This is a genomic window from Pseudomonas sp. ATCC 43928 (genome assembly GCF_005938665.2).
GTDB lineage: Bacteria > Pseudomonadota > Gammaproteobacteria > Pseudomonadales > Pseudomonadaceae > Aquipseudomonas.
The window spans coordinates 636,367-652,787 of the sequence record NZ_CP041753.1 but is presented as its reverse complement, the minus strand read 5'-3'; the positions used below and the strand labels follow the sequence as shown (position 1 = coordinate 652,787).

The 16,421-nt window shown below is 59.7% G+C and carries 17 protein-coding genes; 14 read left to right on the top strand and 3 right to left on the bottom strand.

Features of this window, described 5'->3' with window-relative positions:
* The first annotated feature begins 23 nt into the window (after positions 1–23).
* From argS to FFH90_RS02955, 9 genes are all read left to right on the top strand, one after another.
* Positions 24–1,760, top strand: a complete 1,737-nt coding sequence (argS, locus tag FFH90_RS02995; RefSeq protein WP_138866664.1) for an arginine--tRNA ligase — start codon at positions 24–26, stop codon at positions 1,758–1,760.
* 1 nt (position 1,761) lies between these two features.
* Positions 1,762–2,472: an SPOR domain-containing protein gene (locus FFH90_RS02990; RefSeq protein ID WP_138866663.1), complete on the top strand. Its 711-nt coding sequence runs from the start codon at positions 1,762–1,764 to the stop codon at positions 2,470–2,472.
* 231 nt (positions 2,473–2,703) lie between these two features.
* On the top strand, positions 2,704–3,234 hold the full coding sequence (gene hslV / locus FFH90_RS02985; protein WP_007936812.1) for an ATP-dependent protease subunit HslV: 531 nt from the start codon (positions 2,704–2,706) through the stop codon (positions 3,232–3,234).
* A 54-nt stretch (positions 3,235–3,288) separates the two neighbouring features.
* On the top strand, positions 3,289–4,629 hold the full coding sequence (hslU, locus tag FFH90_RS02980) for an ATP-dependent protease ATPase subunit HslU (protein WP_019581849.1): 1,341 nt from the start codon (positions 3,289–3,291) through the stop codon (positions 4,627–4,629).
* Positions 4,630–4,834: 205 nt separating this feature from the next.
* A complete protein-coding gene (locus FFH90_RS02975) occupies positions 4,835–5,215 on the top strand; it encodes a gamma-butyrobetaine hydroxylase-like domain-containing protein (RefSeq protein WP_018929151.1) in 381 nt (126 codons plus the stop codon).
* A gap of 243 nt (positions 5,216–5,458) precedes the next feature.
* Positions 5,459–7,138 carry a class II poly(R)-hydroxyalkanoic acid synthase gene (gene phaC / locus FFH90_RS02970; protein ID WP_026286647.1) on the top strand — a complete coding sequence of 560 codons (1,680 nt, stop codon included), beginning with the start codon at positions 5,459–5,461 and terminating at the stop codon, positions 7,136–7,138.
* A gap of 134 nt (positions 7,139–7,272) precedes the next feature.
* Entirely contained in the window at positions 7,273–8,127 is an 855-nt protein-coding gene (gene phaZ, locus FFH90_RS02965) for a poly(3-hydroxyalkanoate) depolymerase (RefSeq protein ID WP_086944125.1), read from the top strand.
* Positions 8,128–8,256: 129 nt separating this feature from the next.
* A complete protein-coding gene (phaC, locus tag FFH90_RS02960) occupies positions 8,257–9,939 on the top strand; it encodes a class II poly(R)-hydroxyalkanoic acid synthase (RefSeq protein ID WP_111453925.1) in 1,683 nt (560 codons plus the stop codon).
* 59 nt (positions 9,940–9,998) lie between these two features.
* Entirely contained in the window at positions 9,999–10,619 is a 621-nt protein-coding gene (locus tag FFH90_RS02955) for a TetR/AcrR family transcriptional regulator (protein ID WP_018929155.1), read from the top strand.
* A gap of 89 nt (positions 10,620–10,708) precedes the next feature.
* Here the strand turns inward: FFH90_RS02955 and FFH90_RS02950 are convergent, their stop codons facing one another.
* From FFH90_RS02950 to FFH90_RS02940, 3 genes are all read right to left on the bottom strand, one after another.
* Entirely contained in the window at positions 10,709–11,518 is an 810-nt protein-coding gene (locus tag FFH90_RS02950; protein WP_138866662.1) for a phasin family protein, read from the bottom strand.
* A 10-nt stretch (positions 11,519–11,528) separates the two neighbouring features.
* Positions 11,529–11,951 carry a phasin family protein gene (locus tag FFH90_RS02945; RefSeq protein WP_111453927.1) on the bottom strand — a complete coding sequence of 141 codons (423 nt, stop codon included), beginning with the start codon at positions 11,949–11,951 and terminating at the stop codon, positions 11,529–11,531.
* 227 nt (positions 11,952–12,178) lie between these two features.
* Positions 12,179–12,454 carry a polyhydroxyalkanoic acid system family protein gene (locus FFH90_RS02940; protein ID WP_064615913.1) on the bottom strand — a complete coding sequence of 92 codons (276 nt, stop codon included), beginning with the start codon at positions 12,452–12,454 and terminating at the stop codon, positions 12,179–12,181.
* 154 nt (positions 12,455–12,608) lie between these two features.
* On the opposite strand from FFH90_RS02940, the gene ubiE reads away from it, so the two are divergent.
* The 5 genes from ubiE (at position 12,609) to FFH90_RS02915 (ending at position 16,421) form a co-directional block, all read left to right on the top strand.
* Positions 12,609–13,379, top strand: a complete 771-nt coding sequence (gene ubiE, locus FFH90_RS02935) for a bifunctional demethylmenaquinone methyltransferase/2-methoxy-6-polyprenyl-1,4-benzoquinol methylase UbiE (RefSeq protein ID WP_007936800.1) — start codon at positions 12,609–12,611, stop codon at positions 13,377–13,379.
* Positions 13,379–14,002, top strand: coding sequence for an SCP2 domain-containing protein (locus tag FFH90_RS02930; RefSeq protein WP_018929159.1), 624 nt, complete (start codon positions 13,379–13,381; stop codon positions 14,000–14,002). Before ubiE ends, FFH90_RS02930 begins: the two co-directional genes overlap by 1 nt.
* Positions 13,999–15,603: a ubiquinone biosynthesis regulatory protein kinase UbiB gene (gene ubiB, locus FFH90_RS02925; RefSeq protein ID WP_018929160.1), complete on the top strand. Its 1,605-nt coding sequence runs from the start codon at positions 13,999–14,001 to the stop codon at positions 15,601–15,603. Before FFH90_RS02930 ends, ubiB begins: the two co-directional genes overlap by 4 nt.
* A 91-nt stretch (positions 15,604–15,694) precedes the next feature.
* Positions 15,695–16,096, top strand: coding sequence for a phosphoribosyl-AMP cyclohydrolase (hisI, locus tag FFH90_RS02920; RefSeq protein WP_018929161.1), 402 nt, complete (start codon positions 15,695–15,697; stop codon positions 16,094–16,096).
* The gene (locus FFH90_RS02915) at positions 16,089–16,421 is read left to right on the top strand and encodes a phosphoribosyl-ATP diphosphatase (protein ID WP_018929162.1); all 333 of its coding nucleotides are present in this window, start codon (positions 16,089–16,091) and stop codon (positions 16,419–16,421) included. Before hisI ends, FFH90_RS02915 begins: the two co-directional genes overlap by 8 nt.

Below are 16,421 nucleotides of genomic sequence, written 5' to 3'. Positions count from 1 at the left end.
GCCTGCGGTCGAAAGAGAAGACCATGAAAGACACCATTCGCCAGCTGATCCAACAAGCCATCACCCAACTCGTCAACGAAGGTGTGTTGCCTGAAGGCCTGTCGCCGGCGATCCAGGTGGAAAACTCCCGTGACAAGACTCACGGCGACTTCGCCAGCAACATCGCGATGATGCTGGCCAAACCGGCCGGCATGAAACCCCGTGACCTGGCCGAGAAAATCATCGCCGCGCTGCCGGCTGACGAAAACGTCTCCAAAGCCGAAATCGCCGGCCCTGGCTTCCTGAACTTCTTCCAGAACACCCAAGCCCTGGCGACCCGCCTGGACGCGGCCCTGGCCGACGACCACATCGGCGTACGCAAGACCGGCCCGGTGCAGCGCACCGTGGTTGACCTGTCGGCCCCGAACCTGGCCAAAGAGATGCACGTCGGCCACTTGCGCTCGACCATCATCGGCGACGGCGTGGCCCGGGTGCTGGAGTTCCTCGGCGACACCGTGATCCGTCAGAACCATGTCGGCGACTGGGGCACCCAGTTCGGCATGCTGATGGCTTATCTGCAGGAAAACCCGATCACCAGCGACGAGCTGTCGGACCTGGAAAACTTCTACCGCGCCGCCAAGCAGCGCTTCGACGAATCCGAAGAGTTCGCCGACCGTGCCCGCGGCCTGGTGGTCAAGCTGCAAGCCGGCGACCCGGACTGCCTGGCCCTGTGGACCAAGTTCAAGGACATCTCGCTGTCCCACTGCCAGAAAATCTACGAGCTGCTGAACGTCAAACTGACCATGGCCGACGTGATGGGTGAAAGCGCCTATAACGACGACCTGATCAACGTGGTCAACGACCTCAAGGCCAAGGGCATGCTGGTCGAGAGCAACGGCGCCCAGTGCGTGTTCCTCGACGAGTTCAAGAACGCCGAGGGCGAACCGCTGCCAGTGATCATCGTCAAGGCCGACGGCGGCTACCTCTATGCCACCACCGACCTGGCGGCCGTGCGCTACCGCAGCGGCGTGCTGAAAGCCGATCGCGCGCTGTACTTCGTTGACCAGCGCCAGGCCCTGCACTTCCAGCAGGTATTCCAGGTCGCGCGTCAGGCCGGCTTCGTGACCCATCCGATGGAAATGGAGCACATGGGCTTCGGCACCATGAACGGCGCCGACGGCCGTCCGTTCAAGACCCGTGACGGCGGCACCGTGAAGCTGATCGACCTGCTGACCGAAGCCCAGGAACGCGCCTACACGCTGGTGAAGGAGAAGAACCCGGAGTTGGCCGAAGACGAGCTGCGCAACATCGCCAAGGTCGTGGGCATTGGCGCGGTGAAGTACGCCGACCTGTCCAAGCACCGCACCAGCGACTACAGCTTCAACTTCGACCTGATGCTGAACTTCGAAGGCAACACCGCACCGTACCTGCTGTACGCCTACACCCGAGTGGCCGGCGTGTTCCGCAAGCTCGGCAAGGACTTCAGCGAAGTCGAAGGGCAAATCGTCCTCGAAGCGCCGCACGAACATGAGCTGGCGGCGAAACTGGCGCAGTTCGGCGAAATCCTGAATAACGTGTCCGACAAAGGCACGCCGCACATTCTCTGCACCTACCTGTACGATGTTGCCGGCCTGTTCTCCAGTTTCTACGAGAACTGCCCGATCCTCGGCGCCGATACCCCGGCGCAAATGCAGAGCCGTCTGCGCCTTGCTGCGTTGACCGGCCGCACTCTCAAGCAAGGCCTGGAACTCTTGGGTCTGGAAACTCTGGAGCGTATGTAAGTTGGCTGCCAAGAAAAAACCTGCACCCAAGCGTGGCGCCAGCCGTTACCAAGCTCCTGCAAAGCAACCGATCCCGGGCTGGCTGTGGATGGCCATCGGCCTGACGGTCGGCGCGTTCATTGTGTTCCTGATGAAGCTGGAGCCGGGCAAGGGCAGTGACAGCGTCAAGCGCGAGAAGGTCGAGCAACAGCAGAAAGCGACCAAGATCGCCGAAGCCAACAAGACCCCGCCGAGCCCGACGCAACCGGTGAAGCCGAAGTACGACTTCTACACCTTGCTGCCGGAATCGGAAGTGATCGTGCCGCCGGATGCGGTACCGGAGAAAACCCTTCCGACGCCACAGGTGCCGGCCGTGCCGACCACACCGGTGACGCCTGCGGAAGCGGCGAAGATCGACACCGCCCGGGCTCAGGCGGCATTGGCCGGCATCACTCCGCCGCCACCGCCACCGGTGGCTAAAGCGGCGCCGGTGACCAAGTTCTTCCTGCAGGCCGGTTCGTTCCGCAAGCAAGCCGATGCCGACAAGGTTCGGGCGCAGATCATCCTGCTGGGTCAGGCCGTGGCGGTTGAATCCGGCACGGTGAAGGACGAGACCTGGTACCGGGTGCTGGTCGGCCCGTTCAGCAACCGCGAACAACTGACCACCGCCCAGAAGCAACTGGCGGGCAGTGGCTTCAGTAACCTGTTGTTACAACAACGCCAGAGCCGCTAATTTCGTCAAGGACACTGCGTCATCGTTCTTCGCGGGCAAGCCTCGCTCCTACAGGATCACGTAAATCTCTGTAGGAGCGAGGCTTGCCCGCGAAGGCGTCAGAACAGACAACACATTCATCCCTGCCCACCACCGCTCGTCCCCCGCCGCGTCCTACAGTTGAAAAACGCTCCACCACCCCCATATGAGTTGGCATAAGGCATTTTCGCCCCGCTGCGTGGAGACTCTCCCTTGACCACCATCGTTTCAGTTCGCCGCCACGGCAAAGTCGTCATGGGCGGCGACGGCCAGGTTTCGCTCGGCAATACCGTGATGAAAGGCAACGCGAAGAAAGTTCGCCGCCTGTACCACGGTCAGGTTATCGCCGGTTTTGCCGGGGCTACCGCTGACGCCTTCACCCTCTTCGAACGTTTCGAAGGCCAACTCGAAAAACATCAGGGCCACCTGGTTCGCGCCGCTGTCGAACTCGCCAAAGAATGGCGCACTGACCGCTCCCTCAGCCGCCTCGAAGCCATGCTCGCGGTCGCCAACAAGGATGCCTCTCTGATCATCACCGGCAACGGTGACGTGGTTGAGCCTGAAGAAGGCCTGATCGCCATGGGTTCCGGCGGCGGCTACGCCCAGGCTGCGGCCAGCGCGCTGTTGAAAAAGACCGACCTGTCGGCCCGGGAAATCGTCGAAACCGCTTTGGGCATCGCTGGCGACATCTGCGTGTTCACCAACCACAACATCACCATCGAGGAGCAGGATCTCGCTGAGTAAGCCTGTCTTGGCCTAGCGCCACGGCTCACTTTTGCTTGAGGACCGCCAATTACTATGCCCATGACCCCCCGTGAAATCGTCCACGAACTCAATCGCCATATCATCGGCCAGGACGATGCCAAACGCGCCGTCGCCATTGCCTTGCGCAACCGCTGGCGCCGGATGCAGCTGCCCGAAGAGCTGCGCGTCGAAGTCACCCCCAAGAACATTCTGATGATCGGCCCGACCGGCGTCGGTAAAACCGAGATCGCCCGCCGCCTGGCCAAACTCGCCAACGCACCGTTCATCAAAGTCGAAGCAACCAAGTTCACCGAAGTCGGCTACGTCGGCCGCGACGTCGAGTCGATCATTCGCGATCTGGCTGATGCCGCGATCAAACTGCTGCGCGAACAGGAAATGACCAAGGTTCGCCACCGCGCCGAAGACGCCGCCGAAGAACGCATCCTCGACGCCTTGCTGCCACCGGCACGCATGGGTTTCAGCAACGAAGACGCCGCCCCGGCCCAGGACTCCAACACCCGCCAGCTGTTCCGCAAGCGCCTGCGTGAAGGTCAGCTGGACGACAAGGAGATCGAAATCGAAGTCGCCGAAATCACCGGCGTCGATATCTCCGCGCCACCGGGCATGGAAGAAATGACCAACCAGTTGCAGAGCCTGTTCGCCAACATGGGCAAGGGCAAGCGCAAGAGCCGCAAGCTCAAGGTCAAGGAAGCGCTGAAACTGGTTCGCGACGAAGAAGCCGGTCGCCTGGTCAACGAAGAAGAGTTGAAGGCCAAGGCGCTGGAAGCTGTCGAACAGCACGGCATCGTGTTCATCGACGAAATCGACAAGGTCGCCAAGCGCGGCAATACCGGTGGCGTCGACGTATCCCGTGAAGGCGTACAGCGCGACTTGCTGCCGCTGATCGAAGGCTGCACCGTCAACACCAAACTGGGCATGGTCAAGACCGACCACATCCTGTTCATCGCCTCTGGCGCATTCCACCTGAGCAAGCCGAGTGATCTGGTGCCGGAGCTGCAAGGTCGCCTGCCGATTCGGGTCGAACTCAAGGCCCTGAGCCCGGAAGATTTCGAGCGTATCCTCAGCGAACCGCATGCCTCTCTCACCGAGCAGTATTGCGCGCTACTGAAAACCGAAGGCCTGCTCATCGAGTTCCAGCCGGACGGCATCAAGCGTATTGCCGAGATTGCCTGGCAGGTCAACGAGAAGACCGAGAACATCGGCGCCCGTCGCCTGCACACCTTGCTGGAGCGTCTGCTTGAAGAGGTGTCGTTCAGCGCCGGCGATCTGGCCAGCACCCATGACGAAAAGGCGATCCTGATCGATGCCGATTACGTCAACAGCCACTTGGGCGAATTGGCGCAGAACGAAGACCTGTCCCGTTATATCCTGTAGGTCTCATTCTGTGTGAGCGGGCTTCCGTGGCGAGGGAGCTTGCTCCCGCTGGGTCGCGAAGCGGCCCCAAAGTCGGTGAATGCGGTTTATCTACAAGACCTCATTCGCCGGATTTACGACTGCTACGCAGCCGAGCGGGAGCAAGCTCCCTCGCCACAGATCACCCGCCGACACAGGGCCTTCATACAAACGGAAGATCGGCCCCATGACGACCCAACTCCCCACCGACATCAAACTGCACAAAGCCTCGAAAACCCTGACGCTCAAATACGCGTCCGGCGAGGAGTATCACCTGCCCGCAGAATTCCTTCGCGTGCACTCTCCTTCCGCCGAGGTCCAGGGCCACGGCAAACCTATCCTGCAATTTGGCAAGATCGGCGTAGGCCTGAGCAAGGTCGAACCAGCCGGTCAGTACGCACTGAAATTGACCTTCGACGACGGCCACGACAGCGGCCTGTTCACCTGGGAATATCTGTACCAGTTGGCGGTGCGCCAAGAGGATCTGTGGAACGATTATCTTGCCGAACTCAAAGCGGCTGGAAAGACCCGTGATCCGAACGAGTCGGTCGTCAAGCTGATGCTCTAGGTCAGGCCTCGAGGTATTTAGAGGGCATTTTCTAATTCCATCTGTTTGAATGCTTGGCTGCCGGGTCAACGATTGGCCCGCTTGCGAAAAAAATTAAACTCGGGTAACCAATGGAGCTGGCAAGTTCCGTGCATTTGTAGCTATGCGCAATTAACGGTCACCCCGAGCAGTAGTACCTGGCGTTTGCTGTGTGACTACACAGCTGGGCTCAGGTACTCGCCTCAGGACAATGGAGCGTCGTAGATGAGTAACAAGCAAAACGATGACCTGAAATTCCAGGCTTCAGAAAATACCTTGGGACTGAATCCTGTTGTTGGGCTGCGTAGAAAGGATCTACTGGGCTCTGCCCGAATGGTGCTGACCCAGGCCATCAGACAACCCATCCACAGTGCCAGGCACGTCGCCCATTTCGGCATCGAACTCAAGAACGTGCTGTTCGGAAAATCCGAGCTTCAACCGCAAAGCGACGACCGCCGTTTCCTCGACCCGGCCTGGAGCCAGAACCCTCTCTACAAACGTTATTTGCAAACTTATCTGGCGTGGCGCAAGGAGCTCCATACCTGGATCGATAAGAGCAATCTCTCGCCCAAGGACGTCGCTCGCGGGCATTTCGTGATCAACCTCATGACCGAAGCCATGGCCCCGACCAACACGGCAGCCAACCCGGCGGCGGTCAAACGCTTCTTCGAAACCGGCGGCAAAAGCCTGCTCGACGGCCTCTCTCATCTGGCCAAGGATCTGATCCACAACGGCGGGATGCCGAGCCAGGTCAACATGGGCGCGTTCGAAGTCGGCAAGAGCCTGGGTGTGACCGAAGGCGCGGTGGTCTTTCGCAACGACGTGCTGGAGCTGATCCAGTACAAGCCGATCACCGAGCAAGTGCATGAACGCCCACTGCTGGTGGTGCCGCCGCAAATCAACAAGTTCTATGTTTTCGACCTCAGCCCGGACAAGAGCCTGGCGCGCTTCTGCCTGCGCAACAACATGCAGACGTTCATCGTCAGCTGGCGCAACCCGACCAAGGAACAACGCGAGTGGGGTCTGTCGACCTACATCGAAGCACTCAAGGAAGCGGTCGACGTGGTCACCGCGATCACCGGCAGCAAAGACGTGAACATGCTCGGTGCCTGCTCCGGCGGCATTACCTGCACCGCGCTGCTGGGTCATTACGCAGCGATCGGCGAGAAGAAAGTAAACGCCCTGACGCTGCTGGTCAGCGTGCTCGACACCACCCTCGACAGCGACGTGGCCCTGTTCGTCGACGAGCAGACCCTCGAAGCCGCCAAGCGCCACTCCTACCAGGCCGGTGTGCTGGAAGGTCGCGACATGGCGAAAGTCTTCGCCTGGATGCGTCCCAACGACTTGATCTGGAACTACTGGGTCAACAACTACCTGTTGGGCAACGAGCCACCGGTGTTCGACATTCTGTTCTGGAACAACGACACCACTCGCCTGCCGGCCGCCTTCCACGGCGACCTGATCGAGATGTTCAAAAACAACCCACTGATCCGCCCCAATGCACTGGAAGTGTGCGGCACACCGATCGACCTCAAACAGGTCGATGCCGACATCTTTTCCCTGGCTGGCACCAACGATCACATCACCCCGTGGAAGTCCTGCTACAAGTCGGCACAACTGTTCGGCGGCAAGGTCGAGTTCGTGCTGTCCAGCAGCGGACATATCCAGAGCATTCTGAACCCGCCGGGCAATCCGAAAGCACGCTACATGACCAGCACCGACATGCCGGTCAAGGCCGAGGACTGGATGGAAAATTCCACCAAGCACACCGACTCCTGGTGGTTGCATTGGCAGGCGTGGCAGGCCGAACGCTCGGGCAAACTGAAGAAATCCCCCGCCAACCTTGGCAACAAGGCCTATCCCGCGGGTGAGGCGTCGCCAGGCACGTATGTGCACGAACGTTGAGCTTCAAACAACTCGCAGTCCGCGGCACTGGGAGGTGCCGCGATTGTCATTAATCAGCCTCGAGGCCAGCCTCGAACATTCTGCGACGGCCCGGGATGGCCCGATCAGCGTTTAAAACCTACAGGGCTTCGTGCATGCCGCAACCGTTCGTATTTCGTACCGTCAACCTGGATGGGCAAACCCTCCGCACCGCGGTACGCCCCGGCAAGCCTCACTTGACGCCCTTGCTGATTTTCAACGGCATCGGCGCCAACCTGGAGCTGATATTTCCGTTCGTCCAGGCGCTGGATCCGGACCTGGAAGTCATCGCCTTCGACGTACCCGGTGTCGGCGGCTCATCCACTCCCAGCCGGCCGTATCGCTTTTCGGGCCTGGCGAAACTGACCGCGCGAATGCTCGACTATCTCGATTACGGGCAGGTCAATGTGATCGGCGTGTCATGGGGTGGCGCCCTGGCGCAGCAATTTGCCTATGACTATCCCGAGCGCTGCAAGAAGCTGGTGCTGGCAGCCACAGCGGCCGGCACAGTGATGGTACCGGGTAAACCGAAAGTGCTGTGGATGATGGCCAGCCCACGACGCTACATCCAGCCGTCCCATGTGATTCGCATCGCGCCGATGATCTATGGCGGCTCGTTCCGTCGCGATCCAACCCTGGCGGCCAGTCACGCCGCGCGGGTTCGCTCGGCAGGCAAACTGGGCTACTACTGGCAGCTGTTCGCCGGGTTTGGCTGGACCAGCATTCACTGGCTGCACAAGATCCAACAGCCGACCCTGGTGCTGGCCGGCGACGACGACCCACTGATCCCGCTGATCAATATGCGCATGCTGGCCTGGCGAATTCCCAATGCCCAATTGCACATCATCGACGACGGGCATCTGTTCTTGATTACCCGGGCCGAAGCGGTGGCACCGATCATCATGAAGTTTCTCGAAGAGGAACGTCAGCGCGCTGTGATGCATCCGCATCCGGCGCCATCGGGCAGTTGACCGGCCCCGGCTTTGGTTCAGGAAAAGAGCGTCGACAGGACGTCGTACCGCGCAACAATCCGCAACAACGTCTATGGTGATTTGTTCGGTGAGTTTGTTTTTGGCCTGATGACGAAGGAGTGTTGACTCATGCGCGACAAACCAGCGAAGGGCTCCTTGCCCACTCCCGCTGCATTCATCAACGCACAGAGTGCGGTTACCGGTCTGCGCGGCCGGGACTTGCTTTCAACCTTGCGCAGCCTGGCCACCCATGGCCTGCGCAACCCGGTGTACACGGCCCGGCATGCCTTGAAGCTGGGCGGCCAGCTTGGCCGCGTGTTGTTGGGTGAAACCCTGCATCCGATCAATCCGCAAGACAATCGCTTTGCCGACCCGGCGTGGAGCCTCAACCCTTTTTATCGCCGCAGCTTGCAGGCCTACCTGAGTTGGCAGAAGGAGGTCAAAAACTGGATCGACGAGAGCAACCTGAGCCCGGACGATCGCGCCCGCGCCCACTTTGCGTTTGCCTTGATCAACGACGCCGTGGCGCCGTCCAACACCCTGCTCAATCCGCTGGCGGTCAAGGAGATCTTCAACTCTGGCGGTCACAGCCTGGTGCGGGGTATCGGCCATTTGCTTGACGATCTGCTGCACAACGACGGCTTGCCCAGACAGGTCACCAAACAAGCATTCGAGGTAGGCAAAACAGTCGCCACCACCACCGGCTCCGTGGTGTTTCGCAATGAGCTGCTGGAACTGATCCAGTACAAGCCGATGAGCGAAAAACAGTATTCCAAGCCGTTGCTGATCGTGCCGCCACAGATCAACAAGTTCTACATTTTCGATTTGAGCCCCAGTAACAGCTTCGTCCAGTTCGCCCTTAAAAACGGCTTGCAGACCTTCGTGATCAGCTGGCGCAATCCTGATGTGCGTCACCGCGAATGGGGGCTGTCGTCTTACGTCGAAGCCACCGAAGAAGCGATGAATGTGTGCCGGGCGATTACCGGCTCCCGCGACGTCAACCTGATGGGTGCCTGCGCCGGCGGGCTGACCATCGCCGCGCTGCAAGGGCACTTGCAGGCCAAGCGGCAGCTGCGGCGGGTGTCCAGCGCGACCTATCTGGTGAGCCTGCTCGACAGTCAGATAGAAAGCCCGGCCACCCTCTTCGTCGACGAACAAACGCTGGAAGCGGCCAAGCGCCGCTCATATCAGAAGGGCGTTCTGGAAGGTCGCGACATGGCCAGGGTTTTTGCCTGGATGCGCCCCAACGATTTGATCTGGAATTACTTCGTCAATAACTACCTGCTGGGCAAGGAGCCACCGGCGTTCGACATCCTCTACTGGAACAATGACAACACGCGCCTGCCGGCAGCGTTTCATGGCGATCTGCTGGACTTCTTCAAGCACAACCCGCTGAGTCATCCGGGTGGGCTGGAAGTGTGCGGCACACCGATCGACCTGCAGAAAGTCACCGTCGACAGTTTCAGCGTGGCCGGCATGAACGATCACATCACCCCGTGGGATGCGGTGTATCGCTCGACTTTGCTACTGGGTGGCGAGCGACGCTTCGTGCTGTCGAGCAGCGGTCATGTGCAGAGCATTCTCAACCCGCCGCACAACTCGAAAGCCAACTACGTCGAGAACCCGAAACTGAGCAGCGACCCGCGGGCCTGGTATTACGACGCCAAACGCGTCGACGGCAGTTGGTGGACACAATGGCTGAGCTGGATTCAGGAACGCTCCGGCGCACTACACGAAACCAAGATGACCCTCGGCAACCAGAACTATCCACCGATGGAGGCGGCACCCGGTACTTACGTGCGCGTGCGCTGACGTTCAATGAACCACGGCCGCCAATGGCCGTGGCCTGACTCGACCATTAAGAAGACTGGATGAAAACCCGCGACCGGATTCTCGAATGTGCCCTGCAGTTGTTCAATCAGAAGGGCGAACCGAACGTGTCCACCATGGAGGTGGCCAACGAAATGGGCATCAGCCCGGGCAACCTCTACTACCACTTCCACGGCAAGGAGCCGCTGATCCTGGGGCTGTTCGAACGCTTCCAGACCGAACTGACGCCCTTGCTCGATCCACCGTCCGATGTGGAGTTGGCCCCCGAAGATTACTGGCTGTTCCTGCACCTGATCGTCGAACGCCTGGCACAATACCGGTTTCTGTTCCAGGACTTGTCGAACCTTGCCGGCCGCCTGCCGAAACTGGCCAAGGGGATACGCAACCTGCTCAATGCGTTGAAGCGCACACTGGCTTCATTGCTGGCACAGTTGAAGGCTCAGGGGCAGTTGGTCAGCGACACCCAGGCGCTGGGACAACTGGTGGAGCAAATCACCATGACATTGCTGTTCTCGCTGGACTATCAGCGGATTCTCGACCGTGAAGGTGAAGTACGACTGGTGGTGTACCAGATCATGATGCTGGTGGCGCCGCATTTGTTGCCGCCGGTCAAAGTCGCGACCGAGCGGTTGGCGTTGCAGTACCTCGAAGAGCACAACTGACCCGGTGGGTCTTCGATGGTTTCTGGAATCCATGCACAAACAAAAACGCCCGACCTTTACAGGCCGGGCGTTTTTTTGCGTCCTGGAAATCAGGACTGACTGGTTGGCGCCGATGGAGTCGGTGCGATAGTCGGGGTTACAGCAGGGGTCGGCGCAGCGGCGGAGTTCGCCGGACTGACCGGGGTTGCCGGTTTGGCGGCAGCCACTGCTGGTTTCGGAGCGGCCGCTTTCGGGGCGGCTGGTTTTTTCACTGCTGGCTTCTTCGCCGCAGCGGGTTTGGCCGCTGCGGTTTTAGCTGCAGGTTTGGCCGCCGGTTTAGCGGCTGGTTTTGCAGCAGCTTTTGCAGCGGGTTTAGCGGCCGCTTTGGCTGCAGGTTTCGCAGCAGCAGTTTTGGCGGCAGGTTTCGCTGCGGCCTTGGCCAATGGTTTGGCAGCGCTTTTGGCTGCCGGTTTGGCCGCTGCGGTTTTCGCCGCAACAGGCGCAACCTTGGCACCGGTGAGTTTTTCGATTTGCTTGGTCAGGGTATCGACCTTGCTGTGCAGTGCCTTGACCTCATTGCGGCTCGGTACACCCAGGCGCGAAATGGCGCTGTTCAGGCGCTTGTCGAAAGCCCCTTCCAGCTCATCCCACTTGCCCAGTGCGCGATCTTTCACTCCGCTGATGCGCGACTTGGCCGACGAAGCGGAGTCCTTGGCAGCATCGACTTTCTTGCCGACAGCGCTCTTGGTGAGCTTCTCGGCTTTCTCGCCGTCCTTAACCAATGCATCGAAGAGTTTGCTGCCGTCAGAATCAATCTTCGAGTACACGCCTAAACCAGCCAGCCAGATCTTGCGGGAGTAGTCTTCGACCTTCCCGATCCACGAGCTGCCTTCTTTTTCAGTATTCTTTTTGCCAGCCATCCCGTTCTCCTTAAGATTTACGCGCGACACGTTCGAGCAATGCTGTCAGCTCATCGAGCTTAGCAGAGAGTGTCTCCACGTCATGTTTAGACGGAATGCCGATACGATTCAAGGCACTTGCGATACGCGTATCGAAAGCCTTCTCGACTTTGTCGAGTTGAAGTTCGACTTTGCCTTTGAAAGTACTCACTTCACTCTTGGCTTCATCGATCTCGGCATTAGCCGCTTCAAGTTTCTCAGCAACTACTTTTTTGCCTTTCTTTTCAACAGCTTGACCAGCCTTGATCAACTCTTGAACGTACTCGCTACCTTCTTGACCGACCTTGGTGTAAGCACCCAGGCTCGCCAGCCAGATCTTGCGGGCATACGATCTGACGTCGTTCAGAGTGCTGGTCTCAACGTCGACTTTTTTCTTCACAATAACTTTGGCCATGGTCCACCTCACGCGCAGAAGGGTTGAGGAACTGCCCGCGAAAGTGTCGGGCTCAGGCACAAAGTAGGGAGAAAAATTAGAAACGGCACCCTAACAACCGCAACAATTGCGTGCCGTGGAATACCTGTAGGAGCGAAGCTTGCTCGCGAAGGGGCCGGTCCATCCGCACCATCTTCGATGGCAGGAACTCTGCCTTCGCGAGCAAGCTTCGCTCCTACGGGTCGTCATCACGCGAGGGCTTTGTCGAGAGCCCTTTCGATTTCCGATTTGATGGTGCTGCTCATGGCGGACATCAACAGCCCCAGTTCGACATCGACCCGGATCGAATCCTCGCCCACATGCACCGCCCCTTTCACACCGGAGCGCTTGAGGTTCAGCGTGTCGCCAGACCACTGTGGCTCCAGGCCATATTGATCGGACAGTTTCTGCGCCAACTTGTCGGCCTTCTCGCGGGCCGCTTCCTTACCCAGGCCATGGGCACGCTCAACACTAATATGGGCCATCGAATGACTCCTGCTTTATGGACACTTCCTGAAGCATCTTGACCGTTACTGCGTCAAAACGTCCCGGTTTCTCTATATCTTACCTTCAGCCTTGCCAAGACAAAGCAGGCCACCGGGATTAGAATGTCCCGCATTCTATTTTGGTGACAGCGATATGACTGATCAGCGCAAAGGCAGCGATGCCGAACCCACCACTCACTTCGGCTTCAAAAACGTTCCGGAAAGCCAGAAAGCGGAAAAAGTCGCTGAGGTTTTCCACTCGGTAGCCGCCAAGTACGACTTGATGAACGACCTCCTGTCGGGCGGCATGCACCGTCTGTGGAAGCGTTTCGCGATCGAACTGTCGGGCGTGCGTGCCGGTAACCGCGTGCTGGACATCGCCGGCGGCACTGGCGACCTGACCAAAAAGTTTTCGCATCTTGTGGGACCGACCGGTCAGGTAGTGTTGGCCGACATCAACGAATCCATGCTCAAGGTCGGTCGTGACCGCCTGCTGGATCTGGGTGTGTCCGGCAACGTCGAATTCGTCCAGGCCGACGCTGAAAAGCTGCCGTTCCCGGACAACCACTTCGACTGCGTGACCATCGCTTTCGGCCTGCGCAACGTGACGCATAAAGAAGACGCCCTGCGCTCGATGCTGCGCGTGCTCAAGCCCGGCGGTCGCCTGCTGGTGCTGGAGTTCTCCAAACCCACCAACGCACTGATGTCCAAAGCCTACGATGCCTATTCGTTCGCCTTCATGCCGTTGATGGGCAAGCTGATCACCAATGATTCGGAAAGCTATCGCTACCTGGCCGAATCGATCCGCATGCACCCGAATCAGGAAACCCTGAAGTCGATGATGGTCGAGGCCGGTTTCGACCGCGTGACCTACCACAACATGACCGCAGGCATCGTCGCCCTGCACCGTGGCATCAAACCCTGATGTTGCTGGCCGGCCTGCTCGCCAGCGTTGAACTCGGTCTGAACCGGGTGCTGCGTCTCGACAGCACGGCGCTGCCGCGGCTGGCGCATTTGAGTGGCAAGGTGATTGCCGTCGACTGCCGCAGCCCGGCGTTGCAATTGTTCATCCTGCCCAGCGATGAAGGCCTGATGCTGGCGTCCCACTGGGAAACCGGTGCCGACTGCACCTTGCGCGCACCGGCCTCAAGCCTGCTGAAACTGGCGACGAGCAAAGACAAGACGTCGGTGCTGCATGCCCCGGAAGTCGAACTCGACGGCGACAGCGGCGTGCTGCTGGAACTGGCGGCGGTCCTTCAGGACCTGGAGCTGGACTGGGAGTATGAACTCTCGCGCTGGCTGGGGCCTGTGGCCACGCAACTGGTCGGAGGTCATCTGCGCAGCCGCGCACGCTGGTATCAGCAAGGGTTCGCCAGCCTCAACCAGAACCTGGGCGAATACCTGGCCGAAGAATCGCGCACCCTGGTCGGTCAGCGCGAAGCGGAAGCCCGTTTCAGTGAACTGGACCAGATCAAACTCGATCTGGAACGTCTCGAGGCGCGTTTCGAGCGCCTTTCCCGATCCCTCGACCCAAGCGATAACGCATGAAGCTGCTTGCCGTCCGCCGTTTGTTGCGCATCCAGCGCGTCGTGATCCGCTACCGCCTCGATGACCTGCTGTTCGCCCTGCCATTGCCCTGGTTTCTGCTGGCGCTGCGCTATGCCTTGCCGTGGCGCTGGTTCCCGCGCAAGCCCCTGGACCTGAGCCGTGGCGCACGATTGCGCCTGGCGTTGCAGGACCTTGGGCCGATTTTCATCAAGTTCGGCCAGATCCTTTCGACACGCCGCGACCTGCTACCCGAAGACATCGCCGATGAGTTGATGATGTTGCAGGACCGCGTGCCGCCGTTCGACTCACAAGTGTCGGTCCGGCTGATCGAAGAGCAGCTCGGCAAAAAGATCAGTGAAGTCTTCTCTCGTTTCGACGTCGAACCGCTGGCCTCGGCCTCGGTGGCGCAGGTGCATGCCGCGCAGCTGAAAACCGGTGAAGAAGTGGTGGTCAAGGTGATCCGCCCGGGCCTCAAACCGGTGATTGCCCAGGACCTGGCATGGCTGTTCATTCTGGCCCGCGCCGCGGAAAAACTCTCGGCCGACGCCCGTCTGCTACACCCGGTGGACGTGGTCAGTGATTACGAAAAAACCATCTACGACGAACTCGACCTCCTGCGCGAAGCCGCCAACGCCAGCCAGTTGAAGCGCAACTTCGACGGTTCGCCCCTACTGTATGTGCCGCAAGTCTATTGGGACTGGTGCCGACCGAAAGTGCTGGTGATGGAGCGCATCTACGGGATTCAGGTCACCGACCTCGCGACCCTGGCCGACCAGCGCACCGACATGAAAATGCTCGCCGAGCGTGGCGTGGAGATCTTCTTCACCCAGGTGTTCCGCGACAGCTTCTTCCACGCCGACATGCACCCCGGCAACATTTTCGTCAGCACCGTGCAGCCCTGGAGCCCGCAGTACATCGCCATCGACTGCGGCATCGTCGGCAGCCTGACCCCGGAAGACCAGGACTATCTGGCGCGCAACCTGTTCGCGTTTTTCAAGCGTGACTACCGGCGTGTCGCGCAATTACACATCGACTCGGGCTGGGTACCGGCGGAAACCAAGCTCAACGAATTCGAAGCGGCGATCCGCACGGTGTGCGAGCCGATCTTCGAAAAACCGTTGAAAGATATTTCCTTTGGTCAGGTACTGATGCGCCTGTTCCAGACCGCTCGACGCTTCAACATGGAAGTGCAGCCGCAGTTGGTCTTGCTGCAAAAAACCCTGTTGAACATCGAAGGCCTGGGTCGTCAGTTGTACCCGGACCTCGATCTGTGGAACACCGCCCAGCCGTTCCTCGAACGCTGGATGCGCGAGCGCGTCAGCCCCAAAGCCTTGCTGGGCAACGTGCAGAGCCAGTTCGAGCAACTCCCGCACCTGGCCAACATGGCCCGCGACCTGCTTGAGCGCATGTCCCAACCCCACGCCAACGACCCGCCGCCTCCGTGGCACCGGCGCAAGGACGACGTGTTCCTGCGCCTGCTCGGTACCGCTCATCTGGCGGGTGGCACGATACTCGCAGCCGGTGGCCCGTTGCACGAACTGGGGCATTGGCCCGCCGGAATCATGGTGGCGATCGGCTTGTATCTGGTCGTTCGCCGATAGCCAGTTGGATCATCGGCTGGCACACTGTTTGAACGCTGAATTTGAACATTGGCCTCAACTATTGAAGTAGAGCCCGCTGTCGGAGTCGAAGATGAAAAACTGGCTGGACGAGATCAAGTGGGACGCCGATGGCCTGGTGCCCGCGATTGCCCAGGATCACAAGACCGGACGCGTCCTGATGATGGCCTGGATGAACCGCGAAGCACTGCAATTGACCGCCGCCGAGAACCGTGCCATTTACTGGTCACGTTCCCGTGGCAAGCTGTGGCGCAAGGGCGAAGAGTCCGGCCACGTGCAAATCCTGCATGAGATGCGCCTGGACTGTGACGCTGACGTGATCATCCTGATGGTCGAGCAGATCGGCGACATCGCCTGCCATACCGGCCGTCAGAGCTGCTTCTACCGCGTTTTCGAGAACGGCGACTGGAAAACCGTCGACCCGGTTCTCAAAGACCCGCACGCTATCTATTGCGCAGGACATACTCATGACTGACACCCTGACCCGTCTGGCCCAGGTGCTGGAAGAACGCAAAGGCGCCGCCGCCGACAGCTCGTACGTCGCCAGCCTGTACCACAAGGGCTTGAACAAGATTCTGGAAAAGGTCGGCGAAGAGTCGGTCGAAACCATTATCGCCGCCAAGGATGCCGCCATCAGCGGTGACTGCAGCGATGTGATCTACGAGACCGCCGACCTGTGGTTCCACAGCATGGTCATGCTCGCCCAGTTGGGGCAACATCCACAGGCTGTGCTCGATGAACTGGACCGTCGCTTCGGTCTGTCCGGACACGTCGAGAAAGCCTCGCGTCCGTCCGCCTGA